The organism is Mycolicibacterium sp. XJ1819 (genome assembly GCF_053483675.1).
The window spans coordinates 349,425-376,233 of record NZ_JBEFST010000001.1; the positions used below are offsets into that span (position 1 = coordinate 349,425).

27 protein-coding genes are annotated in these 26,809 nt (G+C 68.3%); 8 read left to right on the forward strand and 19 right to left on the reverse strand.

Annotated elements, in window-relative coordinates:
• The first annotated feature begins 12 nt into the window (after positions 1 to 12).
• Positions 13 to 858 carry an RDD family protein gene (locus tag ABQE89_RS01760; protein ID WP_448413488.1) on the forward strand — a complete coding sequence of 282 codons (846 nt, stop codon included), beginning with the start codon at positions 13 to 15 and terminating at the stop codon, positions 856 to 858.
• Here ABQE89_RS01760 and ABQE89_RS01765 read toward each other — a convergent pair.
• A complete protein-coding gene (locus ABQE89_RS01765) occupies positions 855 to 2,198 on the reverse strand; it encodes a carotenoid oxygenase family protein (protein ID WP_448413490.1) in 1,344 nt (447 codons plus the stop codon). The genes ABQE89_RS01760 and ABQE89_RS01765 overlap by 4 nt on opposite strands.
• Before the next feature lie 79 nt (positions 2,199 to 2,277).
• Here ABQE89_RS01765 and ABQE89_RS01770 point away from each other — a divergent pair, with 79 nt between their 5' ends.
• On the forward strand, positions 2,278 to 2,832 hold the full coding sequence (locus ABQE89_RS01770) for a PadR family transcriptional regulator (protein WP_448413492.1): 555 nt from the start codon (positions 2,278 to 2,280) through the stop codon (positions 2,830 to 2,832).
• A 73-nt stretch (positions 2,833 to 2,905) separates the two neighbouring features.
• Entirely contained in the window at positions 2,906 to 3,286 is a 381-nt protein-coding gene (locus tag ABQE89_RS01775) for a hypothetical protein (protein WP_448413495.1), read from the forward strand.
• A 58-nt stretch (positions 3,287 to 3,344) separates the two neighbouring features.
• Here the strand turns inward: ABQE89_RS01775 and glpK are convergent, their stop codons facing one another.
• Positions 3,345 to 4,871, reverse strand: coding sequence for a glycerol kinase GlpK (gene glpK / locus ABQE89_RS01780; RefSeq protein WP_448413577.1), 1,527 nt, complete (start codon positions 4,869 to 4,871; stop codon positions 3,345 to 3,347).
• Between the two features lie 39 nt (positions 4,872 to 4,910).
• Between glpK and ABQE89_RS01785 the strand changes: the two genes are divergently transcribed.
• Positions 4,911 to 5,669: a class I SAM-dependent methyltransferase gene (locus ABQE89_RS01785; protein ID WP_448413497.1), complete on the forward strand. Its 759-nt coding sequence runs from the start codon at positions 4,911 to 4,913 to the stop codon at positions 5,667 to 5,669.
• Here the strand turns inward: ABQE89_RS01785 and ABQE89_RS01790 are convergent.
• Together ABQE89_RS01790 and ABQE89_RS01795 are read right to left on the reverse strand one after the other, a co-directional pair.
• A complete protein-coding gene (locus ABQE89_RS01790) occupies positions 5,653 to 6,819 on the reverse strand; it encodes an acyltransferase family protein (protein WP_448413499.1) in 1,167 nt (388 codons plus the stop codon). The two genes, ABQE89_RS01785 and ABQE89_RS01790, sit on opposite strands and share 17 nt — an antisense overlap.
• A gap of 10 nt (positions 6,820 to 6,829) precedes the next feature.
• Positions 6,830 to 6,991 (reverse strand): hypothetical protein, encoded by a 162-nt coding sequence (locus tag ABQE89_RS01795; protein WP_448413501.1) that lies wholly within the window; start codon positions 6,989 to 6,991, stop codon positions 6,830 to 6,832.
• Positions 6,992 to 7,113: 122 nt separating this feature from the next.
• Between ABQE89_RS01795 and ABQE89_RS01800 the strand changes: the two genes are divergently transcribed.
• Together ABQE89_RS01800 and ABQE89_RS01805 are read left to right on the forward strand one after the other, a co-directional pair.
• Positions 7,114 to 8,604 carry a glutamate-cysteine ligase family protein gene (locus ABQE89_RS01800; RefSeq protein ID WP_448413502.1) on the forward strand — a complete coding sequence of 497 codons (1,491 nt, stop codon included), beginning with the start codon at positions 7,114 to 7,116 and terminating at the stop codon, positions 8,602 to 8,604.
• Between the two features lie 5 nt (positions 8,605 to 8,609).
• On the forward strand, positions 8,610 to 9,290 hold the full coding sequence (locus ABQE89_RS01805; RefSeq protein ID WP_448413504.1) for a class I SAM-dependent methyltransferase: 681 nt from the start codon (positions 8,610 to 8,612) through the stop codon (positions 9,288 to 9,290).
• Here ABQE89_RS01805 and egtE read toward each other — a convergent pair.
• The 9 genes from egtE to ABQE89_RS01850 all read right to left on the reverse strand — a co-directional run bounded on the left by egtE (position 9,287) and on the right by ABQE89_RS01850 (position 17,770).
• A complete protein-coding gene (egtE, locus tag ABQE89_RS01810; RefSeq protein ID WP_448413507.1) occupies positions 9,287 to 10,414 on the reverse strand; it encodes an ergothioneine biosynthesis PLP-dependent enzyme EgtE in 1,128 nt (375 codons plus the stop codon). The two genes, ABQE89_RS01805 and egtE, sit on opposite strands and share 4 nt — an antisense overlap.
• Positions 10,411 to 11,376: an L-histidine N(alpha)-methyltransferase gene (gene egtD, locus ABQE89_RS01815; protein WP_448413509.1), complete on the reverse strand. Its 966-nt coding sequence runs from the start codon at positions 11,374 to 11,376 to the stop codon at positions 10,411 to 10,413. Before egtD ends, egtE begins: the two co-directional genes overlap by 4 nt.
• Positions 11,373 to 12,077 carry an ergothioneine biosynthesis protein EgtC gene (gene egtC, locus ABQE89_RS01820; protein ID WP_448413511.1) on the reverse strand — a complete coding sequence of 235 codons (705 nt, stop codon included), beginning with the start codon at positions 12,075 to 12,077 and terminating at the stop codon, positions 11,373 to 11,375. The genes egtD and egtC overlap by 4 nt, the downstream gene beginning before the upstream one ends.
• The gene (gene egtB, locus ABQE89_RS01825; RefSeq protein ID WP_448413513.1) at positions 12,077 to 13,375 is read right to left on the reverse strand and encodes an ergothioneine biosynthesis protein EgtB; all 1,299 of its coding nucleotides are present in this window, start codon (positions 13,373 to 13,375) and stop codon (positions 12,077 to 12,079) included. The genes egtC and egtB overlap by 1 nt, the downstream gene beginning before the upstream one ends.
• Entirely contained in the window at positions 13,372 to 14,658 is a 1,287-nt protein-coding gene (gene egtA / locus ABQE89_RS01830) for an ergothioneine biosynthesis glutamate--cysteine ligase EgtA (protein ID WP_448413515.1), read from the reverse strand. The genes egtB and egtA overlap by 4 nt, the downstream gene beginning before the upstream one ends.
• Before the next feature lie 122 nt (positions 14,659 to 14,780).
• Positions 14,781 to 15,443 carry a sensor domain-containing protein gene (locus ABQE89_RS01835; RefSeq protein ID WP_448413517.1) on the reverse strand — a complete coding sequence of 221 codons (663 nt, stop codon included), beginning with the start codon at positions 15,441 to 15,443 and terminating at the stop codon, positions 14,781 to 14,783.
• Positions 15,444 to 15,446: 3 nt separating this feature from the next.
• On the reverse strand, positions 15,447 to 15,875 hold the full coding sequence (locus tag ABQE89_RS01840; RefSeq protein WP_448413519.1) for an organic hydroperoxide resistance protein: 429 nt from the start codon (positions 15,873 to 15,875) through the stop codon (positions 15,447 to 15,449).
• 64 nt (positions 15,876 to 15,939) lie between these two features.
• Positions 15,940 to 17,385, reverse strand: a complete 1,446-nt coding sequence (locus ABQE89_RS01845) for a catalase (protein ID WP_448413521.1) — start codon at positions 17,383 to 17,385, stop codon at positions 15,940 to 15,942.
• 88 nt (positions 17,386 to 17,473) lie between these two features.
• Positions 17,474 to 17,770, reverse strand: coding sequence for a hypothetical protein (locus ABQE89_RS01850; protein WP_448413523.1), 297 nt, complete (start codon positions 17,768 to 17,770; stop codon positions 17,474 to 17,476).
• Positions 17,771 to 17,905: 135 nt separating this feature from the next.
• Between ABQE89_RS01850 and ABQE89_RS01855 the strand changes: the two genes are divergently transcribed.
• Positions 17,906 to 19,123, forward strand: a complete 1,218-nt coding sequence (locus ABQE89_RS01855) for an oxygenase MpaB family protein (RefSeq protein WP_448413525.1) — start codon at positions 17,906 to 17,908, stop codon at positions 19,121 to 19,123.
• A 66-nt stretch (positions 19,124 to 19,189) separates the two neighbouring features.
• Here the strand turns inward: ABQE89_RS01855 and ABQE89_RS01860 are convergent, their stop codons facing one another.
• The 6 genes from ABQE89_RS01860 to ABQE89_RS01885 form a co-directional block, all read right to left on the reverse strand.
• Positions 19,190 to 19,567 (reverse strand): hypothetical protein, encoded by a 378-nt coding sequence (locus ABQE89_RS01860; protein WP_448413527.1) that lies wholly within the window; start codon positions 19,565 to 19,567, stop codon positions 19,190 to 19,192.
• Between the two features lie 229 nt (positions 19,568 to 19,796).
• On the reverse strand, positions 19,797 to 20,906 hold the full coding sequence (locus tag ABQE89_RS01865; RefSeq protein ID WP_448413579.1) for a DUF4185 domain-containing protein: 1,110 nt from the start codon (positions 20,904 to 20,906) through the stop codon (positions 19,797 to 19,799).
• Positions 20,907 to 20,936: 30 nt separating this feature from the next.
• Positions 20,937 to 21,983, reverse strand: a complete 1,047-nt coding sequence (locus ABQE89_RS01870) for an aspartate-semialdehyde dehydrogenase (protein ID WP_448413529.1) — start codon at positions 21,981 to 21,983, stop codon at positions 20,937 to 20,939.
• A 2-nt stretch (positions 21,984 to 21,985) separates the two neighbouring features.
• Positions 21,986 to 23,251 (reverse strand): aspartate kinase, encoded by a 1,266-nt coding sequence (locus ABQE89_RS01875; RefSeq protein ID WP_448413531.1) that lies wholly within the window; start codon positions 23,249 to 23,251, stop codon positions 21,986 to 21,988.
• Between the two features lie 84 nt (positions 23,252 to 23,335).
• Complete coding sequence (locus ABQE89_RS01880; RefSeq protein WP_448413532.1) at positions 23,336 to 24,319, reverse strand: bile salt hydrolase; 984 nt, start codon at positions 24,317 to 24,319, stop codon at positions 23,336 to 23,338.
• 31 nt (positions 24,320 to 24,350) lie between these two features.
• On the reverse strand, positions 24,351 to 24,794 hold the full coding sequence (locus tag ABQE89_RS01885; RefSeq protein ID WP_448413534.1) for a hypothetical protein: 444 nt from the start codon (positions 24,792 to 24,794) through the stop codon (positions 24,351 to 24,353).
• Positions 24,795 to 24,993: 199 nt separating this feature from the next.
• Here ABQE89_RS01885 and leuA point away from each other — a divergent pair.
• A partial coding sequence (leuA, locus tag ABQE89_RS01890) for a 2-isopropylmalate synthase (protein ID WP_448413536.1) occupies positions 24,994 to 26,809 on the forward strand: 1,816 nt, incomplete at its 3' end.

Consider the following 26,809-nt stretch of genomic DNA (forward strand, 5'->3'; position numbering starts at 1 on the left):
AGCGTGACAATCATGGTCCGCCAGCAAGAACCCGTTGTGACCGGGGATGCGGTGGTCCTCGACGTGCAGATCGCCCAGTTACCGGTGCGGGCGGTCTCGGCGATCATCGACATCTCCGTGGTGCTCATCGCCTACGTCGTCGGAGTGCTGCTGTGGGCGGCCACGCTGCTCCAACTCGACGCGTCGTTCTCCGCGGCGGTGCTGATCATCTTCACCGTGCTGACGTTGGTGGGCTATCCCGTCGTATTCGAGACGGCGACGCGCGGCCGGACCCTGGGCAAGATGGCGATGGGGCTGCGGGTGGTCTCCGACGACGGCGGTCCGGAGCGGTTCCGGCAGGCCCTGTTCCGGGCGATGGCCGCGGTCATCGAGATCTACATCTTCACCGGTGGCCCCGCAGTGATCTGCAGCCTGTTGTCCGCCAAGGGAAAACGCATCGGCGACGTGTTCGCCGGCACCGTGGTGATCAGCGAGCGGGCCCCGCGGATGTCACCGCCGCCGCCGATGCCCCCACAGCTGGCCTGGTGGGCCTCGTCGCTGCAGCTGTCCGGGCTGCGTTCCGAGCAGGCCGAGCTCGCGCGCCAGTTTCTCGCCCGCGCACCGCAACTGGATCCTGTGCTGCGTGATCAGATGGCCTACCGGATCACCGGCGACGTCGTCGCACAGATCGCACCGCCTCCGCCGCCCGGCGCACCGCCACAGCTGGTGTTGGCCGCCGTGCTGGCCGAGCGCCACCGCAGGGAACTGGCCAAACTGCAGCCGCCGGTCGCGCCGCCACCACCCCCGACGTCGTGGCCTGCTGCGCCCGCGCACCAACCGTCGACGCCGCACACCGGCGGGTTCACCCCGCCGGGTTAGCCCGCGCTGGGCAACCAGTTTCCGTGGAAGCCGTACGGAACCCGTTGGGGCAAACCGATTCTGGCCACCGGCGGGCCCGCGAAGTCTGAGGCGTCGATGATCACCAGGTCGCTGCCGTCGCGCACCGGGTCGTAGACGTACGCGAGATACCAGCCGCTGCTCTCGCCGGCGGGGTCCGACGTCGACGGGGCGAACACCGCCTCGCCCGGGCCGCCCGGCGATTCGGCCGAACCGAAGCCGTGGCGCACCGCGTCGCCGGTGCCGAGGTCGTAGCGCAACAACGCACCCTCGCCGACCGTGACGGCGTAGCGCGCGGGCAATGTGGCCAGCCGGTCGTCGATGCGCGGGAACTCCACCGCCCGGTCGTCCATTTGACGTTCGGTCACCGTGCCACGCCGCAGGTCGATCGACCAACTCCACAGCGCCCCGTCGGCTTCGAAACCGCCTGTGTCACGCCACAGCTCGGAGTAGCGCACGGCCTGCAACACGATGGAGTCCGCGCTGTCGTATGCGTTGACCACATGGAACACATAGCAGGGGTCGATGTCGAACCAGCGCACCTCGCCGAACGGGTCGTCGCGACGCAGAACGCCCAGCCGCGCACCGTAGTCGTCATCCCACCGGTAGGGCATGTCACCGTCGCCCTTGATCGCGATGTCGAGGTCGAACACGATCGGCAGGTCCAGAAACACCACGTGGTCGGCGGTCACCGCGAAGTCGTGCATCATCGTCAACGCCGGCACATCCAGCGGCCGGTTGACCGTCAGTTCTCCGTTCGCGTCGGCACGGTGGTAGGTGACGTGCGGCGCGAAGATGCTGCCGTAGCCGAAGAAGTGGAGTTCGCCGGTCGTCGGGCAGATCTTCGGGTGCGCCGTCATCGAATTCACCAACTTGCCGTCGAAGTCGTGGGCGCCCACCGTCTGCAGATCGTTGGTGATCTCGTAGGGCAGCGACGACTCGACCAGCGCCAGCGTCTTACCGGCGTGGTTGACGACGTTGGTGTTTGCCACACTGGACCGAAGGTTTCGGGTGCCGTCGGCGTTGTAGAGCGGAAGATCCGACTCGAAGCTGTCGGTGCGCACCCAGCGATTGCGATACCACTTCGCCCGTCCGCCTTCCAGCCGCACCCCGTGGATCATGCCGTCGCCGGTGAACCAGTGAGCCTGCGGCTGACGGGGATTGGGCCCGTTGCGCAGATACCAGCCGTCGAGTTCGGCCGGTATCGCGCCCTCGACCGGTAGGTCGGACTCGGTCAGTTCGTCCGCGACGGGTGCGTAATTGCCGGTGCGAAAGAACTCTCCGGCGCCGAACAGCGCCGAGGTCTGCGAATCCTGGGACATCTGACCCTCCTCACGTCTGAGGTGCCTACCCTGACATGTCAGATATGACATGTCAATGGTGGGATATAGAATGCGTGCCGTGAGCTTGCGAATTGCGGCGTTGGGCCTGCTGGCCCGGCAACCCGGCAGCGGTTATGACCTCCTCAAGGAGTTCGAGAGGTCGCTGGGCAACGTCTGGCCCGCGACCCAGAGCCAGCTGTACGGCGAGCTGAACCGGCTTGCCGATGCCGGCCTGATCGAGGTGTCCGACATCGGACCGCGCGGCCGCAAGGAGTACCGCATCACCGGGGCGGGTCGCGAGGAACTGCGGCGGTGGGTCGCCGAACCTCAGGACGATCAACCGTTTCGAAGCGCCAGCCTGCTGCGGGTGTTTCTGCTCGGCCAGCTGCCCCACGAACACGCGCGCGCGCACATGGTGACGATGGCCGAGCGCGCCGAGGCCGAACACGCGCGACTGGAGGAGTTGCGTGACTCCATCGAGTGGGACGAGTCGCTGTCGTACGGGCGCGCGGCCCTCGAGTACGGGCTGCGGACCAACGCGATGACCGCCGAGTGGGCGCGATGGGTGGTCGACGAGATCGACGCGCGCGCAGCACAGGGCCGCACCGCCAAGAATTCTCGCGAAAAAGTGTGACAGCTCCCGACCTCGACCGCTCCTACCTGTGAAAGCGACTCACCCGAGCCGCAACGAGCAAAAGGAGCAAGTCATGAGCACCACCACCGATATCCGCAAGAAGTCGATCGCCGCCGCGCTGTCAGCGGCCGCCGCCGCGGTGGCCGCGCCCGCCGTGCTGATTCTCGGCACGGGCGCCGCGCAGGCCGCGACCACCATCAACACCGCCAGTGACGCGGTGGGTGTCACGGTCGAGATCCAGTCGACCGGCAGCCAGGGCCTGTGCTTCTACAGTGCCGAACCGTGGTTCGGATGGACGAGCGTCAAACCGCTGCCGGTGTACAAGGTTCCGTTCTACCTGCAGGCCAACCAGAGTCACCGGCTGTGGTTCCCGGGCATCCAGACCGGAACGACGTGGAAGGCGAAGGTCGAGTGCCCCGTCGGCGGTGTCGACTTCTTCAACCCCGTCTACTGAGTTCGGCGATTTGTGTGCGTTTAGGAGCGCGCACGCAGCGCGACAAAACGCACGCAAATCACTCGACGTCGACCCAGTCCAGCGTGCGCTGCACGGCCTTCTGCCAGCCGGCGTACCCGGCCTGGCGCTGGTCCTCACTCCACGCCGGCGTCCAGCGCTTGTCCTCCTGCCAGTTGGCCCGCAGGTCGTCGGGACCATCCCAGAACCCGACGGCCAAGCCCGCGGCGTAGGCGGCGCCCAGCGCCGTGGTCTCGGCGACGACGGGCTTGACCACCTCGACGCCGAGCACGTCGGCCTGGATCTGCATGCACAGGTCGTTGGCGGTGATCCCCCCGTCGACCTTGAGCACCTCCATGTGCACACCGGAGTCGGCTTCCATAGCGTCGACGACGTCGCGGCTCTGATAGCAGATCGCCTCGAGTGTGGCGCGGGCCAGATGCGCGTTGGTGTTGTACCGCGACAGCCCGACGATCGCGCCGCGCGCGTCGGAACGCCAGTACGGCGCGAACAGCCCGGAGAAGGCGGGCACGAAGTACACCCCGCCGTTGTCGGGGACCTGTCGGGCCAGCGCCTCACTTTGGGCGGCGCCGCTGATGATGCCCAACTGGTCGCGCAGCCACTGCACGGCCGAACCGGTGACGGCGATCGAACCCTCAAGGGCGTAAACGGGTTTGGAGTCATCGAACTGATAGCAGACGGTGGTCAGCAAACCGTTCTGCGAGCGGACGATCTTCTCGCCGGTGTTGAGGAGCAGGAAATTGCCTGTGCCGTAGGTGTTCTTGGCCTCACCGGCGGCCAGGCACACCTGCCCCACCATTGCCGCCTGCTGGTCACCGAGGATGCCGGTGATCGGCACCTGCCCGGCGACCGGGCCGTCGTCGCGGGTGATGCCGAACGACTCCGCATGCGACGACGGCTTGATCTGCGGCAGCATCTGGCGCGGAATGTCGAAGAACGACAACAGTTCGTCGTCCCAGTCCAGCGTCTCGAGGTTCATCAGCATGGTGCGGCTGGCGTTGGTGACGTCGATGTCGTGCACCCCGCCACGCGCGCCGCCGGTGAGGTTCCACAGCACCCAGACGTCCGGTGTGCCGAAGATGGCGTCGCCGTTCTCGGCGTCGCGGCGCACACCGTCGACGTTCTCCAGGATCCACTGCAGCTTGCCGCCGGAGAAGTAGGTCGCCGGGGGTAGGCCCGCCTTGCGCCGGATGACGTCGCCGCGGCCGTCACGGTCCAGGGCCGAGGCGATGCGGTCGGTGCGGGTGTCCTGCCACACGATCGCGTTGTAATACGGCCGGCCCGTCTTGCGGTTCCACACCAGCGTCGTCTCGCGCTGGTTGGTGATGCCCAGCGCGGCCAGGTCGGTGGCAGACAGGTTCGTGTTGTTCAGCGCCGACATGATGACCGCCGCGGTGCGTTCCCAGATCTCCACGGGATTGTGTTCGACCCACCCGGCGCTGGGCAGGATCTGCTCGTGCTCGAGTTGGTGACGGCCCACCTCGACGCCGTCGTGGTCGAAGATCATGCAGCGGGTGCTCGTCGTGCCCTGATCGATCGCGGCGACGAATTCGCGGTTGTCGGCCAACCTGTCACTCCCCTCCTCCACGGCGGTCTGTCGTCCATCATGGTCTACATGACCCGCCCGATCGTCGACATCGACCGCATGCCGCGCGGCGGCCCGGACGCATCGTGCCTGGACCGGCTGTTGCAGACCGACCGGCTCGAATACCTGGACCGCGATGACGTCGACAACCACGTCAAGCGCAGCGTGCTGCGCGCGCTGGAGTGGACCGGCGAACGGTTCGGCAACACCGACAGGTTCGCCGAGATCGTGCTCGCCGAGGTCGCCGACGTCGCCGACCCGAGAATCCTCGAACTCGGGGCGGGACACGGCGGACTGTCGCGCAGGTTGCTCGACTGGCATCCCACCGCCGAACTGACGGTCAGCGACGTGGAGATCGCCTCGGTCGAATCGATGGCCGGCGGCGATCTCGGCGAGCATCCGCGCGCGCGTGTCCGGCATATCGACGCCACCGCGATCGACGCGTCCGACGGCCAATTCGACCTCGCGGTGTTCGCGCTGTCGTTTCACCACTTGTCCCCGGCGAACGCGGCGCGTGCGATCGCCGAGGGCACCAGGGTCGCCGACAAGCTGGTCATCATTGACCTGCCGCGGCCACCGTCGCCGTTGCATCTGGTGCGTCTCGCGACGATGCTGCCGTTGGCGCCGCTCGTCCCGTTCCTGCACGACGGCGTCATCAGCTCGCTGCGCACCTACAGCCCGTCGGCGTTGCGCGCGTTGGCCGCGCACGCCGACCCGGCGATCGAGGTGGAACTGCGCGGCGGACTGTTGAGCCCGCAGGTGGTCATCGCCGCACGGTGATTCGCGGGCGGGTCAACCGGTGCAGCAGCCACGCCACCGGGATCGTCAGCATCAAGGTCACCACGAACAGGCCCGCCACCGAGCCCGTGTAGACGGGCCAGCGCAGCACCGAGGCCATCGCGATCTCCATCACGATCACGTGCACCAGGAAGATCTCGTAGGAGATCTCGCCCAACCACACCATCGGCCTGCTGCCCAGCAGCCGCGAGTACCAGCCGGTGTCGGCGCCGGCCAGCGGGGCGACCACCAAGGTGGCGACCGCCCCGTAGAACAGCACCTTGGCCACCCCTTCGGCCATGGACAGCGCCGGGGTGTCCACCGTTCCGGCGATCGGGGTGGACACCACGAGATAGCCGCCGACGGCCACCGGCAGCGTGGCGGCGGCATAACACCGAAACCCGGTGGCGGACAACACCGCAAGAATCATGCCGCCGACGAACCAGACCAGATAGTGCGGAAGCCACAGCCCGGCACCGGTGGGCAACCAGTCGGTGGAGTGCAACAGCACCACCCACACCGGACTGACCGCGCCCAGCGCGGCCAGGCCCGCCAGCAACAGGCGGGGCCGCCATCTGCGCCGACACAGCACCACCAGCAGCAGGTACGCGAGCACCGGCAGCGCGGCGTAGAACGCCACTTCGACGGCCAGACTCCACATCTGGGTCAGCCCCTGGTGCACTTGGGCGGTGATGTAGTTCGCCCCGTAGATCTGCGTCAGCGTGAGATTGCGGATCAGACCACCCCAGGTGTGGCCGGGATTGGGTGTGATGTCACGAAATTCGTAGACGACATAGGCCAGCAGCACCGTGACGAGATAGGCGGGCATGATGCGACGAACCCGGCTCCGGGCATACCGACGCAGGCTGGGCGGGGCGGCCCGCCAGGCGGCGGCCCTGACCCACGCGTCGAACAACAAGAACCCGGAGAGCACGAAGAAGATCGCGACGCCGATCTCCATGCGCGCGAACATCAGACCGAGGTAGCCGCGGTTGTAGGCGCCGGTGCCGTAGGCGGCGTGGGTGGCCATGACCAGCAGCGCGGCCACCGCCCGCACCCCGGTGAGCGAGGGCACCCGGTCCGTGGTCGCGACCTGCTCGAGACCGCCGGTGTCCACGTCCTCCGGTGACGCTCTCCACCACCCGTCGGCCACCGGGTCAGTATCAACCGGTCGCGGTCACTCCGCGTTCGATATCGAGACCGCCGGCCTGCGCGCCCGACACCGGTGCCCGGTCCATCGCGAGACCGATCAGCGCGTCCAGCACGTCGTACACCCTGGGGTGCTCGACGAGCACCGCGACGAAGGCTTGGCTCAGGCGGGTCACAAGATCGACATACCCGGGGCGCACCGACCCAAACCGGTGCGCCCCCGGTCATCACCCGTTCGGCTGGAACCAAGTCGGCGATTATCTTGCGCAAGTGGCACCGACGATGTTGCATCGGCGGTGTGGGCGAAGAGCTGAAGCGCACCGAAGCGTCCCATGCGCACCGCCGCCAGTACCGGCGCAAGGTGCAGCAGTGCCTCGACGTCTTCGAAACCATGCTCAACCAGTCCAGTTTCGAGTTCGAGCGGCCGCTGACCGGCATGGAGATCGAGTGCAACCTCGTCGACTCCGCCTATCAGCCCGCGATGAGCAACCAGCAGGTGCTGCAGGCCATCGCCGACCCCGCCTATCAAACCGAACTGGGCGCCTACAACATCGAATTCAACGTGCCGCCGCGGCGGCTGCCCGGCCGTGCCGCCCTGGAACTGGAGAACGAGGTGCGCGCCAGCCTCAACGCCGCCGAGGCCAAGGCCAACCAGCGCGATGCTCACATCGTGATGATCGGGATCCTGCCCACGCTGATGCCCGAACACCTCACCGGTCGGTGGATGAGCGAGTCGGCCCGCTATCAGGCGCTCAACGATTCCATCTTCACCGCGCGCGGCGAGGACATCCTGATCGACATCACCGGGCCGGAGCGGCTGAGCCTGCAGACCGAGACGATCGCGCCGGAGTCGGCGTGCACCAGCATGCAGTTGCACCTGCAGGTCTCCCCCGCCGACTTCGCCGACAACTGGAACGCCGCGCAGGTGCTGGCCGGTCCGCAACTGGCCGTCGGCGCCAACTCGCCGTACTTCTTCGGTCACCAACTGTGGGCAGAAACCCGCATCGAGTTGTTCGCGCAGGCCACCGACACCCGCCCCGAGGAGCTCAAGTCGCAGGGGGTGCGGCCGCGGGTGTGGTTCGGGGAACGCTGGATCACCTCGATCTTCGACCTGTTCGAGGAGAACGTCCGCTACTTCCCGTCCCTGTTGCCGGAGTTGTCCGACGAGGATCCGGCCGCCGAACTGGCCGCGGGCCGCACACCGCGGCTCTCGGAGTTGCGGTTGCACAACGGCACCATCTACCGGTGGAACCGCCCGGTGTACGACGTGGTGGAGCAGGACGGGGTCGCCAGACCGCACCTGCGGGTGGAGAACCGGGTGCTGCCCGCCGGGCCCACCGTGCTGGACATGATGGCCAACGCCGCCTTCTACTACGGCGTGCTGCGTACCATGTCCGAGGATGACCGGCCGCTGTGGACGAAGATGAGTTTCGCTGCGGCACAACATAATTTCGTCGAAGCAGCCCGCGCCGGGATGGACGCCCGGCTGTACTGGCCCGGCCTGGGGTCGGTGACGCCCGACGAGTTGTTGCTGCGGCAGTTGCTGCCGATGGCCGACGAGGGCCTGCGCCGCTGGGAGGTGGCGGCCGAGGTGCGTGACCGCTACCTCGGCGTGATCGAGGGCCGCGCGAAGACCGGCCGCACCGGCGCCACCTGGCAGGTCGACACCGTGCACGCGCTGCAGAAGCGCGGAATGGCGCGACCGGAGGCGCTGGCCGAGATGCTGCGGCTGTACTGCGAGCGGATGCACAGCAACGAGCCCGTGCATACCTGGGACGGACTAGGTTGATTGCCATGACATCTGAGGGGTTGCCCGACTGGGAGGACACCTACAGCGGCGCCGGCCCGTTCTCCGGCCCGCCGCCGTGGAACATCGGCGAGCCGCAGCCCGAACTGGCCGCACTGCACCGGGCAGGCAAATTCCGCAGCGACGTGCTCGACGCCGGTTGCGGGCACGCCGAGCTGTCCCTGGCGCTGGCCGCCGACGGCTACACCGTGGTGGGCATCGACGTGGCCGCCACGGCCGTGGCGGCCGCCTCCGACGCCGCGCGCGAGCGCGGGCTGACCGGCGCCACCTTCGTCGTCGACGACATCACCTCCTTCACCGGATACGACGGCAGGTTCAACACCGTCGTGGATTCCACGCTGTTCCATTCGCTGCCGATCGAGAGCCGCGAGCCCTACCTGCGGGCGGTGCACCGCGCAGCCGCGCCCGGCGCCGTCTTCTACATGTTGGTGTTCGCCAAGGGCGCCTTCCCCGCCGAGCTGGAGGTCAAGCCCCACGAACTCGACGAGGACGAGTTGCGCGACGCGGTGTCCGCGCACTGGCAGGTCGACGAGATCCGGCCGGCGTTCATCCACGCCAACCCCATGCAGATCCCCGACGCCCCGTTCGAGGCGCCCGCACACGACACCGACCCGAAGGGCCGGATGAAGTTCCCGGCGTTTCTGCTCAGCGCGCACAAACCCGGTTAGCCGACGACATCGGTGGCCTCCGCCAGCGCCTCGGCGAACTGCGCGAGATCCTCGGCGGTGGTGTCGACGTGCGGTGAGATCCGCAGCACCGGTCTGGTCAGTTCGAACGGGGCGCGCTGCGTTTCGGCGCAGGTGGTGACGATGCCGCGCTCGCTGATCAGCCACGCCCGCACCCGCTGCGGGTCGGTGTCGTCGAGTGGTTCCAGCGTGGTGATCGCCGTCGGCTCCTCCGGGGCTTCGACCACCCGCCAGCGGGCTTGTTCGGCAAGCACCCGCCGCGACAGCAGGCCCACCTCGGCAAGCCGGGTACGCACCGGCTGCGGCCCGACGGCCAGATACTCGCCCAGTGCGATCGAATAGCCCACGCGCGCAGCGATATTCGCTTCGCCGTGCTCGAGGCGCTGCGGCACCGACAACGGCAGGTTCCACTCCGGCGGCGGTATCCGCGGGCGTAACCGCTCGGCGAACTCCGCGCGCAGGGCGAGGAAGCCGACCCCGCGCGGGCCGGCGATCCACTTGCGCGACGTGCTGTAGATCGCGTCGGGCGCGACCGCACAGTCGAGGTGCCCAAGTGCCTGGGCGGCGTCGATCACCAGCGGCAGCTCCAGATTTCGGCACACACCCGACAGCGCGACCGTCGGCTGGGCCACCCCGCGGTGGCTGGCGAGCGCGGTGAAATGCACCAGCGCCGGCCGGTCGGCCGCCAGTTGCGCGGCGGCGGCGTCCACGGCGAGGCGGCCGTCACCGTCCACCGGCAGCACCCGCACGTCGAAACCGTTGGCGGCCATGATGGCCAGATTCGGCCCGAATTCGCCGGGCAGGCATGCCACGGTGCGCTCACCGGCCCAGGCCGAAAGCAGCGTGTCGAGCGCATGGTTGGCACCGGTGGTGAACACCACGTCGCCGTCCGACAGCCCGGTCAGCGCGCCGACTGCGGCCCGGCCCGCGTCCAGCACCGCCGATGCGGCCTCGGCGGCCACATATCCGCCGACTTCGGCCTCGTGGTGGGCGTGGCGGGCGGCGGCGTCGATGACCGCGAAGCTCTGCCGCGAACACGCCGCGCTGTCCAGATGCAGGCCGGCGACCTTGGGCCTGGCCGCGCGCCACCGCTCGGCGAGACTCATTTCGTCGACAAGGACAGGCCGAAGTCGCCGGCGTCGTCGGTCCACCAGTGCGTGCAGTGCAGGCCCGCGGCGGCCAGTTCGGCGGCCACCCCGGCGCGCCGGAACTTGCACGACACCTCGGTCAGCAGTTCCTCGCCGGCACCGAACTCGACGGTCATGTCGAGGACGGTGATGTACACCCGCTGCGGCGATTTCGCGCGCAGCCACATCTCGATGCGCTCCTCGTCGGCGTTCCACCTGGCGACGTGCTCGAACGCGTCGAGGTCGAAGTCGGCGTCGAGTTCGCGGTTGACGACGGCCAGTACGTTGCGGTTGAACCGAGCGGTGACCCCGGCGCTGTCGTCGTAGGCGCGCACCAACCTGTCGGTGTCCTTGACCAGGTCGGTGCCCAGCAGCAGCGTGTCGCCGGCCTGCATGGTCGACGACAGCTCGGCCAGGAACTCGGCGCGCGGTCCGGGGGTCAGGTTGCCGATCGTGGAGCCGAGAAACGCGATCAACCGCCGCCCGGTGCGCGGGATCTTGCCGAGGTGTTCCTCGAAATCACCGCACACCGCCTCGATCTCGATGTCCGGGTACTCCGTGCCGATGGCCGAGGCAGCGCTGCGCAGCACGCTGTCGTCCACGTCGAACGGGATGAAGCGGCGAAGCGCCCCGGCGTCGCGCAACGCGTCGAGCAGCATGCGGGTCTTCTCGGAGGTGCCGCTGCCGAGCTCGACCAGCGTGTCCGCGCCCGAGGCCGCGGCGATCTCGGCCGAGCGCGCCCGCAGGATGCGCGCCTCGGTGCGGGTGGGATAGTACTCGGGCAGCCGGGTGATCTGATCGAACAGATCGCTGCCCACCGAATCGTAGAACCACTTGGGTGGCAACGACTTCGGGGAAGACTGCAGACCGTCGCGGACATCGCGGCGCAGCGCGTCGGCGGCGAAGTCGGCGGGCAGATAGTTCGCCAGCGAGATCGTCATGTGGGCCCTTTCAGGGGAGTCTTGCGGACACGAGAACCCTCGACCTCGACCAGGTGCCGATCCGGGATCTCCTGCCAGTGCGGGTCGTCGTCGTAGGGTTCGCTGGCCAGCACCACACCGTCGGGGCGTGACAGCACCGACAGGGTGTCTCCCCACGTGGTGGCCAGCAGGGCAGACCCGTTGGCGGCCAGGATGTTCAATCGCGCCTCGGGGTCGGTGGCGGCGACCTCGAGAACCGTCTGCCCGAGCCTGTCCAACCCGCGCTCGAAGATCAGCGCCGCCAGCAGTGCGCTGTCGTTGGTCGATTCCGCACGCCGAAACGCCGACGTGGACAACGGTAACGCCGCCCGGTCGACGAGGCCGTTGTGCGACAGCAGCCACCGACCGTCGGTGAACGGAGCCGACGCCGTCGCCTCGATCGGCATGCCGACGCTGGCCGAGCGCACCGCCGCCACCACGCACCCACTACGCAACGCGGGCGCCACCGACGCGAACGATCCGTCACCCCACAGCGGGGCGGCGCTGCGCCACCGGCGGGCGACGCTCCCGTCGAAGAAGCCGACGCCCCAGCCGTCGGCGTTCATCAACCCGTGTTTTTGTCGTCGAGGTGAATACGACTGCACCAGAAGCCCGTTCGGCGGATCCAGCATCAGCGAGGCCACCGAGACGGGTGCGCCGAGCCAGCCCAGGTGCCTGCACATCAGTCGGCATCCCATGCCAGCCGCACACCGGCGAAGATCTGGCGCCGGATCGGGTGATCCCAGTTGCGGAAGCTGGGCCGCAGGATGCTCGGCGCGACTGCCCACGACCCGCCGCGCAGCACCTTGTAGTCGCCGGCCCCGACACCTTCGAAGAACGGCTGCGAATACCGCTGGTAGATCATCGGGGTGAAGCCCGGCCACGGCCGAAGCGGCGAGGTGGTCCACTCCCACACGTCGCCGAGCATCTGTTCGGCACCGTAGGCCGACGCGCCCGCCGGGTAGGCGCCGACCGGCGCGGGGCGCAGCGCGTCGCCGCCGAGATTGGCCAGGTGCGCGGTGGGTTGCGAGTTCCCCCACGGATACCGGCGCCGCGCACCGACCGCGGGATCCCACGCGCAGGCCTTCTCCCATTCCACCTCCGTCGGCAGCCGGGCGCCCGCCCAGGCCGCGTACGCCTCGGCCTCGAAGAACGTGACGTGCTGAACGGGCTCGTCGGCCGGGATGTCTTCGACGTGGCCGAACCTGGTGCGGGTGCCTTCCAGCGCGGCGGAATTCCAGAACTGCGGCGCCCGCAGCGCCGCCTGCTGCCGATGCGCCCAGCCGCGTTCGGACCACCAGCGCGGCTGATCGTAGCCGCCGTCGTCGACGAACTGGCGCCACTCGCCGTTGGTGACCGGGACGCGGCCGATGCGGAACGCCGGCACGTCGACGATGTGGGCGGGCCGCTCGTTGTCCAGCGAGTGCGGTTCGGTGGCCGCGTCCACGCCGAGCACGAACTCGCCCGCCTCGACGAGCACCGAGGTGCCCGCGACGCCACACCGCCCCGCCGGAAGCGGGGTTCCGCGGTCGAGCAGCGGCGGACCGGTGCGCAGATTCAGCGCCTGCAGCATGGTTTCGTCGTGCTGATTCTCGTGGCTGATCACCAGACCGTAGGTGAACCCGTCGTCGTCGGCGGGCAGCGAGTCCAGCGCGTCGAAGACCTTGTCGCGCACGGTGCGGCAGTAGGCGCGGGCGTCGGTGGGCGGCAGCAGCGGCAGGCTGGCCCGGCTGGCGCGGGAGTTTTCGAACGCGTCGTAGAGCCGTTCGACGTCGGGCGCCAGCATGCCGGGCCGCTGCGGATCACCGCCGCGGAGCAGCCACAGCTCCTCCTGCTGACCGATGTGGGCGAGATCCCACACCAGCGGGCTCATCAGCGGGTCGTACTGCCGCGTGAGTTCGACGTCGTCGAAGTCGACCAGCGCAAGCGTGCGGTCGCGGGCCCTGCACAATTCACGCGCGAGATGTTCGCCTGCCCTCACGTCTGCCCTTGCGCCAGTTCGGTGACCGCGGATGCGATCCCGTGATCGACGGCCCGGTCGGCGAAATCGTCGGCCGGACACCTTCCCCGCTCGATCGAACGCACCAACCGCTGCATCGATTCCGTCAGTTCGACGGGCGCCCGGTCGGCGGCGGCGTGCACACACCGGAGGGCGGCCGTGTGCAGCCTGCGGTCACCGAGGCCGACCTGCGCTGCGCGGTCCCACGCGGTGGCCACCGGTTCGGTGGCTTCGGCGGCGATCTCGGCGGCCCTCGGATCGTCGAGCAGTGTGGTGAGCATGAACACCACCGCGGGCCACACCGCGTCGGGCGTGCTGTCGAGGTAGCGGATCTCCAGCCAGCGTCGCGGCCGCACCGGCGGAAACAAGGTGGTCAGGTGGTAATCCAGGTCGGCGGCGGTGGGCCTGCGGTCGCCGAGCAGCACCCGCCCCTCGGCCCAGTCGGCGAACGGCACCCAACTTGTCACCGGCAGCGGGTCGGGCGTGTTGACGAGCATGACCGGCGCCTTGAGCGCATACCGGGACCAGTCGCTGGCCGGATCGTCGCCGCTGACGCCGAGCACCGGGCCGCAGCGCGCCGAGTCCAGCCGGCTCCACACCCGCTGCCGCGCCGAACGCCAGCCGGCGAACTTCCCGGCCAGCAGCGGCGAGTTCGCCGACACCGCGACCATCGTCGGCCCGAGCGCGTGCGCCAGCCGCACCCGGTCCGCCCAGCCCCGCCGCGGCCCGGCATCCAGGTTGATCTGCACCGACGCCGTCGCCGTCATCATCGCCGCACCCGCGGTGCCGGTGCGACTTGCCGTGAAGAACGTCTCCATCGCCCGGTACCGGGCGCCGGGGTTGACCCGTCTGGCCGGCCGCAGCGGATCGGCGCCCAGCAGCACCAGGCCCAGGCCCGCGTCGGCGAAAGCCCGGCACAGCACCGCCCGGTCGGCGGTCATCGCGGCGATCGCCGGCAGCGGTCCCGCCAGCGGCGGCCCGGACAGTTCGACCGCGCCGCCGGGTTCGACGGTGACCGCGCTGCCGCCCGGCAGGGCGGTCAGCCCCGCGATGATGTCCGAGAGCTCCGACCAGTCAGGGCGGCGCATCGGATCGGCGGGGTCGAAGCAGTGCGCCTCGATCTCCAGCCCCACCCGGCCGACGGGCCCGTCGCTCAGGCAGCTGCCGTGGATGTGCTCGGCCGCGTCGTGAGCGCTGGCCAGTTCGGCCGACGCGGGAGCGGCCGAACGTGCGTCATCCACCTCCGGCGTGATGGTGAAAGCCATCTCAGCCACCTCTTCCGGGTATTCGACGAGCGGCGCCGTTCCCCATCTTCGGTGAGCACACCGACAAATTCCGTGTCTTTTTCGTGACGCGTTGATGACGCCGCACGAAAGATGACGCGGAGTTATTGGCCGAGGGTGTTCTGCATGGCTCCGGCCAGCACGTTCACCGCGGGACCACCGTTGCCGGATTGACAGACTTTCGCCTGAAGCAAAACATTTTCCCGCTTGCGGGTGGTGTTGAAGCAGCGTCGGTCGCTGCCCGCCTCCTGTTTGACCCAGTCGGCATCGGTCGCGGTCGCGGGTCCGCCGGTGAAGGTCCACACCTGGGTGGTGAGGGTGTCCAGATGCATCGCGGTGGTCTGGCCGTTGCATCCGGCCGTGCGGTCCACCACGCGGCGGAAGGCCCGGTCCGCGGCGTCGACGGTGGCGTAGACGCCGGCCGCCTGCTTGACGAAATGCGTCGTGTCCGACGGCGACGTCTGCGCCACCGCCCCGTTGAACGAGGCCAGATCGGGATCGGCGTAGACATCGGGCAGGCCGATGTCCGCCCAGTTGTTGCACGCCGGGTTGTCGACGTAGAACGATTGCAGCGGCGCGGTGAACGTCCACTCGAATCTCATTGGGGCGCCGACGATGTTGCCCACCGACCCCTTGGGCAGCACGGCGTAGTTCACCACGCCCGGATCAGACGGCCGGGCCACTGCTTGGCCTGCGGGCGCCGCCAGGGTGAGACCGAACGACAGACCCGCGGTCAGACCGACGCCGGCAAGGGCGGCGATCCGCACCCGCTAGACCTTCGCCGACAGCTTGACGTCGATGTTGCCGCGGGTGGCCTTGGAGTACGGGCACACCTCGTGGGCCTTGTTCATCAGGTCCTCGGCGGCGCTCTGCTCGAGGCCGGGGATGTAGCCGGTCAGGTGGGCGTTGATGCCGAAGCCGCCGGCCGGGTCCTTGCCGAAGCCGACCTGCGCGGTGATTTCGGTCGCGTCGTCGAGGTTGATGTCGTTGTTCTTGGCCACGAGGCGCAGCGCACCCAGGAAACAGGCGGCGTAGGCAGCCGAGAACAGTTCCTCGGGGTTGGTGCCCTTACCGCTGCCGCCCATTTCCTCCGGATGGTTGGTGGCCAAGTCGATCTTGCCGGTCGAGGACTTGACGTGGCCTTCGCGGCCGCCACCGGTAGCAGTTGATTCCTGGGTGAAAACGACTTCGATGCTCATGGTCCGATCATGCCACTCGCGTTTTTTCCGACAAGACCGCCTCTGGGTGCTAGCCTCCGGCGCTTTACGGCTTGGACCGCACCCCCTCCTCGACTCGCTTGCCCAGATCGGGGTCGATGCGGCTCCAATACTCGAAGACCCGCGACAGCACCGGTTCACGCACACCGTCGGACACATGCCCGATGATGTTGTGTGCCAGGCGTTCCCGCGCGTCGTCGTCGAGCACCTCACGCACCAGCGTGCCGGCCTGCCCCCAGTCGTCATCGTCGGGCCGCAGGGTGTAAGCCGTGCGCACCATCTCGCCGTCGGATGCCCAGCGCACCTCGGCGGCCCGCTTGGCATCGGCCGCCGGGCCGCCCATCGAGTTCGGCGCGTACACCGGGTCGGTGACGTTGTGGATGCGCATCGCACCGTCCTTGGAGTACGCGCGCACGTCGTTTCTGGGCTCGTTGACCGGGATCTGCTTGTAGTTGACCCCGAGCCGCGCGCGGTGCGCGTCGGCGTAGGAGAACCCGCGGGCGAGCAGCATCTTGTCCGGGCTGAGACCGGTGCCGGGCACGAGGTTGTTCGGCTCGAACGCCACTTGCTCCATCTCGGTGTGGTAATCGACGACGTTGCGGTTCAGCGTCATCGTGCCGACCTGGTGCAGCGGGTAGTCGCCGTGCGGCCACACCTTGGTCAGATCGAACGGGTTGAACCGGTAGGTCTTGGCCTCCTCGAACGGCATGATCTGCACGAACAGCGTCCAACTCGGGAAGTCGCCGCCCTGGATCGAGGTGTACAGGTCGCGCTGGTGGTAGTCGCTGTCTTCCCCGGCGAGGCGGTCGGCGTCCTCCTGGGTGAGGAACTCGATGCCCTGGTCGGTCTTGAAGTGGTACTTCACCCAGAACAACTCACCGGCGGCGTTGAGCCAGCTGTAGGTGTGGCTGGAGTAGCCGTTCATGTGCCGCCAGGTCTTCGGGATGCCGCGGTCACCCATCAACCAGGTGACCTGGTGGGCGCTTTCGGGTGACAGCGACCAGAAGTCCCACTGCATGTGGTGATCCCGCAAATTGTTGGCCTGCAGGCGCTTCTGGCTGCGGATGAAGTGCTGAAACTTCATCGGGTCCCGCATGAAGAACACCGGGGTGTTGTTGCAGACGAGGTCGAAGATGCCGTCATCGGTGTAGAACTTCAACGCGAAGCCGCGCGGATCCCGCCAGGTGTCCGGGCTGCCGCGCTCGCCGGCCACCGTGGAGAACCGCGCGATCATCTCGGTCTTGGTTCCGGGTTGCAGGAACGCCGCGTCGGTGTACTGGCTGAGGTCGTGGGTCACCTCGAATTGACCGAACGCGCCACCGCCCTTCGCGTGCGGCTGGCGTTCCGGTATGCGTTCCCGGTTGAAGTTGGCCATCTGCTCGATCAGGTAGTGGTCCTGCAGCAGGATCGGACCGTCCGGGCCGACCGTGAGCGAGTTCTCGAGACTGGGCACAGGGTTGCCGGCGTCGTTGGTCGTGTAGTTCTCGGTCATCTGGGTTCATCTCTCCTCGGGCAGGGATTAGGGGTTCCGCCGCCTGTCCGGTGAGTCCCCCGATCGAGCGTGGTTCCAAACGTGTCGCTCAGGGGCGGGCCGGCGCCGTCGTCGCGCCGGGGCGCTCGAACTCGCCGCGCGGGCCCATCGGGAACATCGGCGGCGGGCCGCCGCGGTGGAAGTGCCCGAACTCCCGGTCGCCGTGGTGACCACCGCGGTGATGGTCGCTGGAGTGGGAGCCGAGGACGAAGCCGCCGAAGAAGATGACCGCCACGATGAAGACGATGCCCGCGACGATTCCGACCCAGGCGGCGACGGTGGACAGCCGCGACCGCCGCGCGGGTTCGGCAGGTGAGGGCTGTGGCTCGGGTGTTGATTCGCTCATGGTGACCATCTTGCGTGCGATAACAGATTGCCGGTGATGATCTTCCTGTGAATCCGCTGTGCATTGACAACGGCGCTGCTGCGGCCTAACTTCTGACTACACGCGTTGTCAGAATTGGTTGGAGGACAGAGGCCCATGGACACGGCCATCCCGACGCGCCATCCGCAGCGGGCTCGCCCGGTCCCCGCCGCGATCCGCGCGATGGCGCTCGCGCTGGGCATCGGCGCGCCCACGCCCCAGCAGTGGCGACGGCTGGGCGAGCGGTTGACCGTGGGCGACGAACCGATGGACCGACTCGTGGAGTGGATGTCCGGGGTGGGACTCAAGCAGACCCGACCGCTGTTCGACCGGGCACTCGCCGAGGGCATCGCCTCGGTGCCCGATGCGCCGCAGCCGTTGCGGGACTTCTTCGACCGAGTCGAGGCCCTTCCCGAGTGGGTCGATCCGACGACGCTGCGCAGAGGCCAGCGCGCGCTGCGGCGCGGCGGCGCCGACGGGATGTATGTGGCACGCGACGTCTCGCTGCTCGGCGGCTATCAGTTCTCGGGGTTCAACAAGACCCTGCTGCGTACCGGCGCGCTGGAGAAGGGCTCCAACAAGCGGTTCGCCGAGACTATGCAGTGGGCGATGGACGTCATCTGCGAAGACGGCCTGGAAATGCTCGGCGCCGGATATCAGGCCACGCTTCGGGTTCGGTTCATCCACTCGCTGGTGCGCAGGCATGTCGGCGCGCTGCCGGACTGGAGGGCCGACGAATGGGGGGTGCCGGTCAACCAGACGGATATGGCCGCGACACTCGTCGGCGCGCTCGTCGCCCCGTCGGTGGGCGTGGCCGGCATGGGAGTTCTGCTGCGGCCCAAGGACTATGCCGCCGTCGCGCACCTGACCCGCTACGTCGGTTGGCTGATGGGCGTCGAGGACGAATGGCTGCCGCGCGACTTCCGCGACAGCATCCGGGTGCTCTACCACACCCTCGGCGCGCTCGCCGAACCCGACGAGTCGTCCAAGCAGTTGGCGATGCCGATGGCCGACGACCCGCTGATCTGGCACTACGACCGGATGGCGAGGCTGCGCCGTCGCATCGCGCGCGCCCAGCATCTGTCGGTCGCCAGCGGTTTCCTGGGGCCACGCACCATGCGCGCCCTGGGTCTGCCCGCCTACGTTCCGCCGTGGTATCCGCTGCTGCGCCTGCCGGTGAACCTGGCGCGCAGCGTGGCGGCGGTGGCGCTCCCCGGCGGGATCGCCCGGGCGGCGTCGCGCGGCGACCGCGAGCAACAGGCGTTGATGCGCACGATCATCGGCGACGACGGCGCCACCATCGGCGAATCCGCCGAGCACGTCAGCGTGGCCTGAGGCCAGGACGGACCGTCGCTGACGTCGGTCCGTCCTGCTGGTACCTCAGCGTGTTCGCCCGCGGATTCAGCCGTTGCAGTCGAAGAAGCAGAACGTCGGCAGCTTGCCGAGGTTCAGCTTGGGCGCCGGGCCCAGATCGAACTTGGGCGCAGGCCCGAGGTTCAGCTTCGGACCCGGACCCAAATTCAGCTTCGGACCTGGGCCGAGGTTCAGCTTCGGACCTGGGCCGAGGTTCAGCTTCGGACCTGGGCCGAGATTCAGCTTCGGACCCGGACCCAGGTTCAACTTGGGCCCCGAGGACGTGCCGCTTTCGGTGGCGCTGCCACTGTCGTCCTCGGCAATCGCAGTCGCTGCAGGACCCGCCAGCAACAGCCCTCCGGCCGCCAATGCCGCAATCACGGCCATCCGTGCCCGCCGGTAGCGCGCTACTGAATGCTCAGTCATGTTCCAGCATCTTCCTTCACACCCCGACCCGTACGGACGGCGAACTATAACCCGAGATCGGGTGATCTGTACAGTACAGCTACCATTACGGCGGCCGCAGCTAGTTGTGCCTGCAAGTATTCTCGACGACTGAGCGCAGGCGTATGTCAACTACAGGTTGAGCGGATTCACGCAAAACTAGCGGCGTGCACCGCCGACGCCGGGCCTCCGTCAGCAAATCAGTTAACAATTAACTGTGGTTGCTTCGCAGCGGGTTGACCGCGAACTGGATCACCCGGTACGGCGTGCCGCCGCGCGGCGTGGTGTTCCACTGGCTGACGAACACCCGCACCTCGTCGAGCGTGGAACCCGGTGAGATGTAGCCGCCGTACGGTTGGGCCAGCCGGTTGTTCTCCGGCGGGCCGAGCTGTTCGGCGGGCTCCGGCCAGTCGGTCGCGACGACGACCGTCGTCACCGGCGCGGAGCCCAGCGCGGTCGGCTCGTCGGCGACGCGCACCTCCATGTTGCCGGTGGTGGCGTTGAAGTACGACAGCACCGCCTTGCCGTCGATCAGGCGGATGCTCATCTCCCCGACTCGGTCCGGCCACAAGGGTGTCGGCGGGTGCCCCCACCCCAGTGTCGACGACCACCCCTGCCAGGCGCCGCGGTCGGTGAAGTCCTCGCGTGTGACGCGGTAGAGCACCACCGGGCCGCTGCGGTCGAAGTTGTTGGCCACGATGTACACCCAGCCGGTCTCGGAATCCGGCTTCGGGATCGGATCGTAGTAGCCGCTGATCTGCGACTGGCGGAACTCTTCGTAGGACGCGTCACGCTGCGAGCCCGGGATCGTCGGCCAGTTACCTTGTGCGGGATCGGCTTTCACCAACCGCGAGGTTTGCGGGTCCAGGTCGCGGACCGTGGTGACCATCAGATAGTTCGTCCGGTTGATCTGCACGACGCCCGCGGGCAACTGCGACGCGCCCGGCGGGGTGGGTTCGGCCAGCAGCGGCTCGTCGACCCCCATGACGCCGGCGTAGCGCACACCCCCGCCGTCGTTGACCGAATCGATGTCGACGTGCAGCGCGATCGGCGAATACCAGCCCCCGTATCCCACGCCCTGGCCGGCGAAGCTGTCCCCGCAGACCTGCAGCACGCCACTGGGGAACTCCATGAACTCACAGAGGTCCGTCGCGCCGATGCCGTAATCACGGGTGGGCGTGCCGGTTCCGGCGGTCGGCCCGATGCGCAACACCTGACCGGGCGCCAGCGGCGGCAGCACAGGGCTGGGTCTCGGCGCGGGCGGGTCGGCGAAGGCGAGCCCCGCCGAAACGGCATTCCAGCAGAGAAAGATCGACAGAATGCCTGCTGGAATACCGTTTCGACGCAAGGTCTACAGTTGGGCGACCAGCAGTTCGGCGATCTGAATTGTGTTCAGCGCCGCGCCTTTTCGCAGGTTGTCCCCAGCCACGAATAACGCTAGGCCCTTGTTCTCCGGCACCCCGGGGTCCTGACGGATGCGGCCGACCAACGATTCGTCGGCCCCGGCGGCGGCCAGCGGCGTCGGCACATCAGCGACCTTCACCCCCGGCGCGGACGCCAACAGCTCACGGGCCCGGTCCGCCGTGAGCGGCTGGGCAAATTCGACGTTGATCGACAACGAGTGTCCCGTGTACACCGGCACCCGCACACACGTCCCGCTGACCGCGAGGTCCGGGATGCCGAGGATCTTGCGGGTCTCGTGGCGCAGCTTCTGGTCCTCGTCGGTCTCGCCGGATCCGTCGTCGACGAGCGCACCCGCCAGTGGCACCACGTTGAACGCGATCGGGGCGACGTAGGTGCTTGGCGCCGGGAAGTCCACCGCACCGCCGTCGGCCACCAACTGCCTGCTGTCGCCGACCACCGCGTCGGTCTGGGTGTAGAGCTCCTCCACACCGGCCAGCCCGCTGCCGGACACCGCCTGATACGTGGACGCGATCATCCGCACCAGGCCCGCCTCGTCGTGCAGCGGCTTGAGCACCGGCATCGCGGCCATCGTCGTGCAGTTCGGGTTGGCGATGATGCCCTTCGGAAGGGCTTGAGCGCGGTTGGCGACATCTCTCTCGAAGTTGACCTCGCTGACCACCAGCGGAACCTCGGGGTCCTTGCGCCAGGCCGACGAGTTGTCGATCACCACCGCGCCGGCGGCGGCGAACCGCGGCGCCTGCACCCGCGACATCGCCCCACCCGCCGAGAACAGCGCGATGTCCAACCCGGCCGGGTCGGCGGTCGCCGCGTCCTCCACCTCGATCTCCTGGCCGCGGAACGGCAGCTTGCGGCCCTGCGAACGCGCCGACGCGAAGAACCGCACGCTGGTGGCGGGAAAATTCCTCTGCTCCAGCAACGTGCGCATCACCTGACCGACCTGGCCGGTCGCGCCGACCACACCGAGCGAAACCATGGTTACCGTCCCGTCCCCGCGTAGACCACGGCGTCTTCGTCGCCGCCGAGTTCGAACGCCTCGTGCAACGCGGCCACCGCCTTGTCCACCTCGGTGTCCTTGATCAGCACCGAAATCCGGATCTCGGAGGTGGAGATCAGGTCGATGTTCACGCCGACCTCGGCCAGCGCCTCGCAGAACTTCGCGGTCACGCCGGGATGGCTGCGCATGCCCGCGCCGATCAGCGACACCTTGCCGATGAGGTCGTCGTAGAGCACCCGGGTGAACCCGATCTCATTCTGCACCGCGGTGAGCTTCTCCACCGCGGCGGGCCCGCGCTCGCGCGGGCAGGTGAACGTGATGTCGGTCTTGCCGTCCTCCACCTTGGACGCGTTCTGCAACACCATGTCGATGTTGACGTCGGCATCGGCGATCGCGCGGAACACCTTGGCGGCGTAGCCGGGGATGTCGGGGATGCCGACGATGGTCACCCGCGCCTCGCTGCGGTCGTGGGCGACTCCGGTCAGGATGGCGTCTTCCATGGGAATGTCCTCTATCGATCCGGTCACCATCGTGCCGGGTTTGTCCGAGTACGACGAGCGCACGTGGATGGGCACGTCGTAACGGCGGGCGTACTCAACACAGCGCAGCATCAGCACCTTGGCGCCTGCCGCCGCCATCTCCAGCATCTCCTCGAACGTGACGTTGTCCAAATGCCGGGCGTTGGGCACGATGCGCGGGTCGGCGGTGAAGATGCCGTCGACGTCGCTGTAGATCTCGCAGACGTCGGCGCCCAGCGCGGCGGCCAATGCCACCGCGGTGGTGTCGGACCCGCCGCGGCCCAGCGTGGTGACGTCCTTGCTGTCCTGGCTGACGCCCTGGAACCCGGCGACCAGCACGATCAGACCCTGGTCGAGCGCGTCGCGCACCCGGCCCGGCGTGACGTCGATGATCTTGGCGTTGCCGTGGGTGCCGGTGGTGATCACCCCGGCCTGCGATCCGGTAAACGACCGCGCCTGCGCGCCCAGCGAGTCGATGGCCATCGCGACCAGCGCGTTCGATATCCGCTCGCCCGCGGTCAGCAGCATGTCCATCTCGCGCGCAGGCGGTGCGGGGCACACCTGCCGGGCGAGATCGAGCAGGTCATCGGTGGTGTCGCCCATGGCCGACACCACCACGACGACGTCGTGGCCCTGCTTCCTGGTGTCGACGATGCGCTCGGCGACGCGACGGATCCGCTCGGCGTCCGACACCGAGGATCCGCCGTACTTCTGCACGACGAGCGCCACTGACCAAGCCTTTCGACTGCTGGATGGGGGACCTCACCCAGGATAAGGGTTCGGTGCACGTCATTTGATCCGCCGGTCGGCGACCTACGTAACCCCGAGGAACGGGAACGGTTCGGCCTTCTCGAACGACCCGCTGGCATCGCCGGCGTAGATCGTCTTCTCGCCCTCGCCCAGCGGCAGGCGCAGGGTGGGCGCGCCCTCGGAGAAGTCCAGGTTGTGTAGCTCCACCCAGAACGTGTTCGGCGACAGCGCCGACTCGAAGAAATAGCGGCGGGCCGTGTGGTCGATGACGGTGCGCCAGCGCGTAGTGGAGATGTTGGGCTCGTCGGAGGTGGAGATGCCCCACGGCACCGACGCGTTGCGCACCACGCTGAACACCGCCGCGGCGGCCAACAGCGGATCGTCGGTCTTGGGCACGGCGTCGATGTAGAACGACGCGCGCACGAAGCGGTCGGCGGCGCGGTTGGTGCCGGGCAGCATCACCGTCCCGCCGATCTCCTTCCAGTACTCGGCGATCGCGAGTTGCTTGGAGAAGATCGGCGAGTTGGTCATCACCTGGTACTGCTTGTCGTGGTGGATGACCTGCTCGCCGTCGATGTACTCGACGATCGCGCTGTCGCCACTGGCATCCGACATCGCCAGGTGCAGCGTGGCCAACCGGTCCTGTCCGGGCACCTGGGTGGTGGCGATCCGCAGCGGTGTCGCGCGCATGGCGGCGACGGCCTCGGCCACCGACGCGAAGTTGTCCAACACGTATTGACCCCACAGCGCCAGGGAAAGCGCTGGGCCGCCTGCGGTTTCGGCCGGATACTGCGATTCGGCCAGCCACAGCACATTGGCTGCGAGACCGGCCTCGTTCACCCCGTCGGTGGTGCAGATGTCGTAGCCGGTCGCCACCACGCTGCCATACTTCGACGTCCACTCGACCGAGTCCGGCCCGGCCTGGCCGCTGCGAGCCACCCCGCGCGGCAGCGCCCACAGGTTCGTTTCGATCTCGTATTTCCAATCCATGGACCGCCCGGTGACGATGCGTTCACCGGTGCCCAGATACACCACTCGCGTACACACGACAGCAACCTTAGGCGCTGCTCACGTCCGATCAGCCCGAGCAGGCGTCGGCGAGCTCCGCGAGCTTGTGCGAAATCTGGTCGTTGAGCGCCGACATCTCGTAGAGCACCGGCGGCGCCGGCGCGCCGGGCGCACGCGCCTGCGTCTCGGCACGCAATCGGTGCAGCTTGTCAACGAACTGATCGGCGAGGTCGGCGACCTGCGCGCTGGTGCCGGCCAGATCGGGGTTGTCGACCTGGTGGGCGCGCTCGGCCAGACCGTCGGCCCACTCGCGGTAGGCGGTCTCCTCGGCCTCGCTCACCAGCCCGTCGCCGCCCTTGGACCCGATGAGTTCGCCCTGCGAGCGGTTGAAGTCCAGGAGGTCTTGAACCGGGCCGCACTCCTCGGGTGGTTGACGCAGAATGCTGTAGCCGAGCGCCACCACTGCCACGACGGCCACGCCGATGGCCAGCCACCACCGCCGATCGAGCCTCATCGCAGGAACTCTACGGTCCGCCTCCACCCTCGCCGCATGTCGGCGCGGGTTTCGGCCGACCCGGCCCGCTTGGTACAGTGGTCCGGTGCAGCGGGTGCTCCTTCTCGGACGCCGCGACGGGGTCTGATCCAGACCGGCTTCCCGTCGCGGGTGTTCGCGTTGCGCCGGTCGAGTCCCGTCCAACTCCCGGAGCAACACCGTGACCACTTATTCCACACCCTCCTCGGACGCGCCTGACGCGTTCGCGTCTGTACGAACCATCACCAAGCCATCCGGCCCACCCAGCCCCGGCCAGCCCGGCTGGAACACCCAGCGGGGTTCGGCCATGCCGGTGCGGCGCTACCGCCCCTTCGCCGACGAGGTGGAGGCGGTCACCCTGCCCGACCGCACCTGGCCCGACAAGGTCATCGAGCGTGCACCGATGTGGTGCGCGGTCGACCTGCGCGACGGCAACCAGGCGTTGATCGACCCGATGAGCCCGGCCCGCAAGCGCCGCATGTTCGACCTGTTGGTGCGCATGGGCTACAAGGAGATCGAGGTCGGTTTCCCGTCGGCCAGCCAGACCGACTACGACTTCGTGCGCGAGATCATCACCGACGGCGCGATCCCCGACGACGTCACCATCCAGGTGCTCACCCAGTGCCGGCCGGAACTGATCGAGAAGACGTTCGAGGCGTGCGCGGGCGCACCCCGGGCGATCGTGCACTTCTACAACTCGACGTCGATCCTGCAGCGCCGCGTGGTGTTCAAGGCCGACCGCGAGGCCGTCAAGGCCATCGCCACCGAGGCCGCCCGCCTGTGTCTGCAGGAAGCCGTCAAGTTTCCGCAGACGCAGTGGCGGTACGAGTACTCGCCGGAGTCCTACACCGGCACCGAACTCGAATACGCCAAGGACGTCTGCGACGCCGTCGCCGAGGTCATCCAACCGACACCGGACTGGCCGCTGATCGTCAACCTGCCCGCCACGGTGGAGATGGCCACCCCCAACGTCTACGCCGACTCCATCGAGTGGATGAACCGCAACCTGAACCGTCGGGACAGCATCATCTTGAGCCTGCACCCGCACAACGATCGCGGAACTGCCGTCGCCGCAGCCGAATTGGGCTATCAGGCCGGCGCCGACCGCATCGAGGGCTGCCTGTTCGGCAACGGCGAGCGCACCGGAAACGTGTGCCTGGTGACGCTGGGGCTCAACCTGTTCTCCCGCGGCGTCGACCCGCAGATCGACTTCTCCAACATCGACGAGATCCGCCGCACCGTCGAGTACTGCAATCAGTTGCCGGTGCCCGAACGCCATCCGTACGGCGGCGATCTGGTCTACACCGCGTTCTCCGGCAGCCACCAGGACGCGATCAACAAGGGCCTGGACGCGATGAAGTTCGACGCCGACGCCGCCGGCGAGGACGTCGACGACATCCTGTGGCAGGTGCCCTACCTGCCGATCGATCCGCGCGACGTCGGCCGCACCTACGAGGCCGTCATCCGGGTGAACTCGCAGTCCGGCAAGGGCGGGGTGGCCTACATCATGAAGGCCGACCACGGCCTGGCGTTGCCGCGGCGCCTGCAGATCGAGTTCTCCCAGGCGATCCAGAAGATCACCGACGGCGAGGGCGGCGAGGTATCGCCGAAGGAGATGTGGGACGTCTTCTTCGAGGAGTACCTCGCGCCGGTACGTCCGCTGGAACGGATCCGGCAGAAGGTGACGGCCGCAGAGGTCGACGGCGGCACCGACACCATCGAGGCGGTCGTGCTGCTCGACGGCGTCGAACACGAGATCGTCGGCGCGGGCAACGGTCCGTTGGCAGCGTTCGTCGACGCGCTGGGTGCGATCGGTATCGACGTATCGGTGCTGGACTACTCCGAGCACGCGATGTCGGCGGGCGAGGAGGCCAAGGCCGCCGCGTACGTCGAGGCGTCGATCAACGGCAAGACCGTATGGGGTGTCGGCATCGCGACGTCGATCACCACCGCCTCGCTGCGCGCCGTGGTGTCGGCGGTCAACCGCGCGTCACTCA

Excerpts from the sequence above, each read along its gene's own strand:
- ABQE89_RS01760 (WP_448413488.1), top strand. The coding sequence starts at position 13 with ATGGTCCGCCAGCAAGAACCCGTTGTGACCGGGGATGCGGTGGTCCTC.
- ABQE89_RS01765 (WP_448413490.1), bottom strand. The coding sequence starts at position 2,198 with ATGTCCCAGGATTCGCAGACCTCGGCGCTGTTCGGCGCCGGAGAGTTC.
- ABQE89_RS01775 (WP_448413495.1), top strand. The coding sequence starts at position 2,906 with ATGAGCACCACCACCGATATCCGCAAGAAGTCGATCGCCGCCGCGCTG.
- ABQE89_RS01785 (WP_448413497.1), top strand. The coding sequence starts at position 4,911 with ATGGTCTACATGACCCGCCCGATCGTCGACATCGACCGCATGCCGCGC.
- ABQE89_RS01805 (WP_448413504.1), top strand. The coding sequence starts at position 8,610 with ATGACATCTGAGGGGTTGCCCGACTGGGAGGACACCTACAGCGGCGCC.
- egtE (WP_448413507.1), bottom strand. The coding sequence starts at position 10,414 with ATGAGTCTCGCCGAGCGGTGGCGCGCGGCCAGGCCCAAGGTCGCCGGC.
- egtD (WP_448413509.1), bottom strand. The coding sequence starts at position 11,376 with ATGACGATCTCGCTGGCGAACTATCTGCCCGCCGACTTCGCCGCCGAC.
- egtC (WP_448413511.1), bottom strand. The coding sequence starts at position 12,077 with ATGTGCAGGCACCTGGGCTGGCTCGGCGCACCCGTCTCGGTGGCCTCG.
- egtA (WP_448413515.1), bottom strand. The coding sequence starts at position 14,658 with ATGGCTTTCACCATCACGCCGGAGGTGGATGACGCACGTTCGGCCGCT.
- ABQE89_RS01840 (WP_448413519.1), bottom strand. The coding sequence starts at position 15,875 with ATGAGCATCGAAGTCGTTTTCACCCAGGAATCAACTGCTACCGGTGGC.
- ABQE89_RS01845 (WP_448413521.1), bottom strand. The coding sequence starts at position 17,385 with ATGACCGAGAACTACACGACCAACGACGCCGGCAACCCTGTGCCCAGT.
- ABQE89_RS01850 (WP_448413523.1), bottom strand. The coding sequence starts at position 17,770 with ATGAGCGAATCAACACCCGAGCCACAGCCCTCACCTGCCGAACCCGCG.
- ABQE89_RS01855 (WP_448413525.1), top strand. The coding sequence starts at position 17,906 with ATGGACACGGCCATCCCGACGCGCCATCCGCAGCGGGCTCGCCCGGTC.
- ABQE89_RS01860 (WP_448413527.1), bottom strand. The coding sequence starts at position 19,567 with ATGACTGAGCATTCAGTAGCGCGCTACCGGCGGGCACGGATGGCCGTG.
- ABQE89_RS01870 (WP_448413529.1), bottom strand. The coding sequence starts at position 21,983 with ATGGTTTCGCTCGGTGTGGTCGGCGCGACCGGCCAGGTCGGTCAGGTG.
- ABQE89_RS01885 (WP_448413534.1), bottom strand. The coding sequence starts at position 24,794 with ATGAGGCTCGATCGGCGGTGGTGGCTGGCCATCGGCGTGGCCGTCGTG.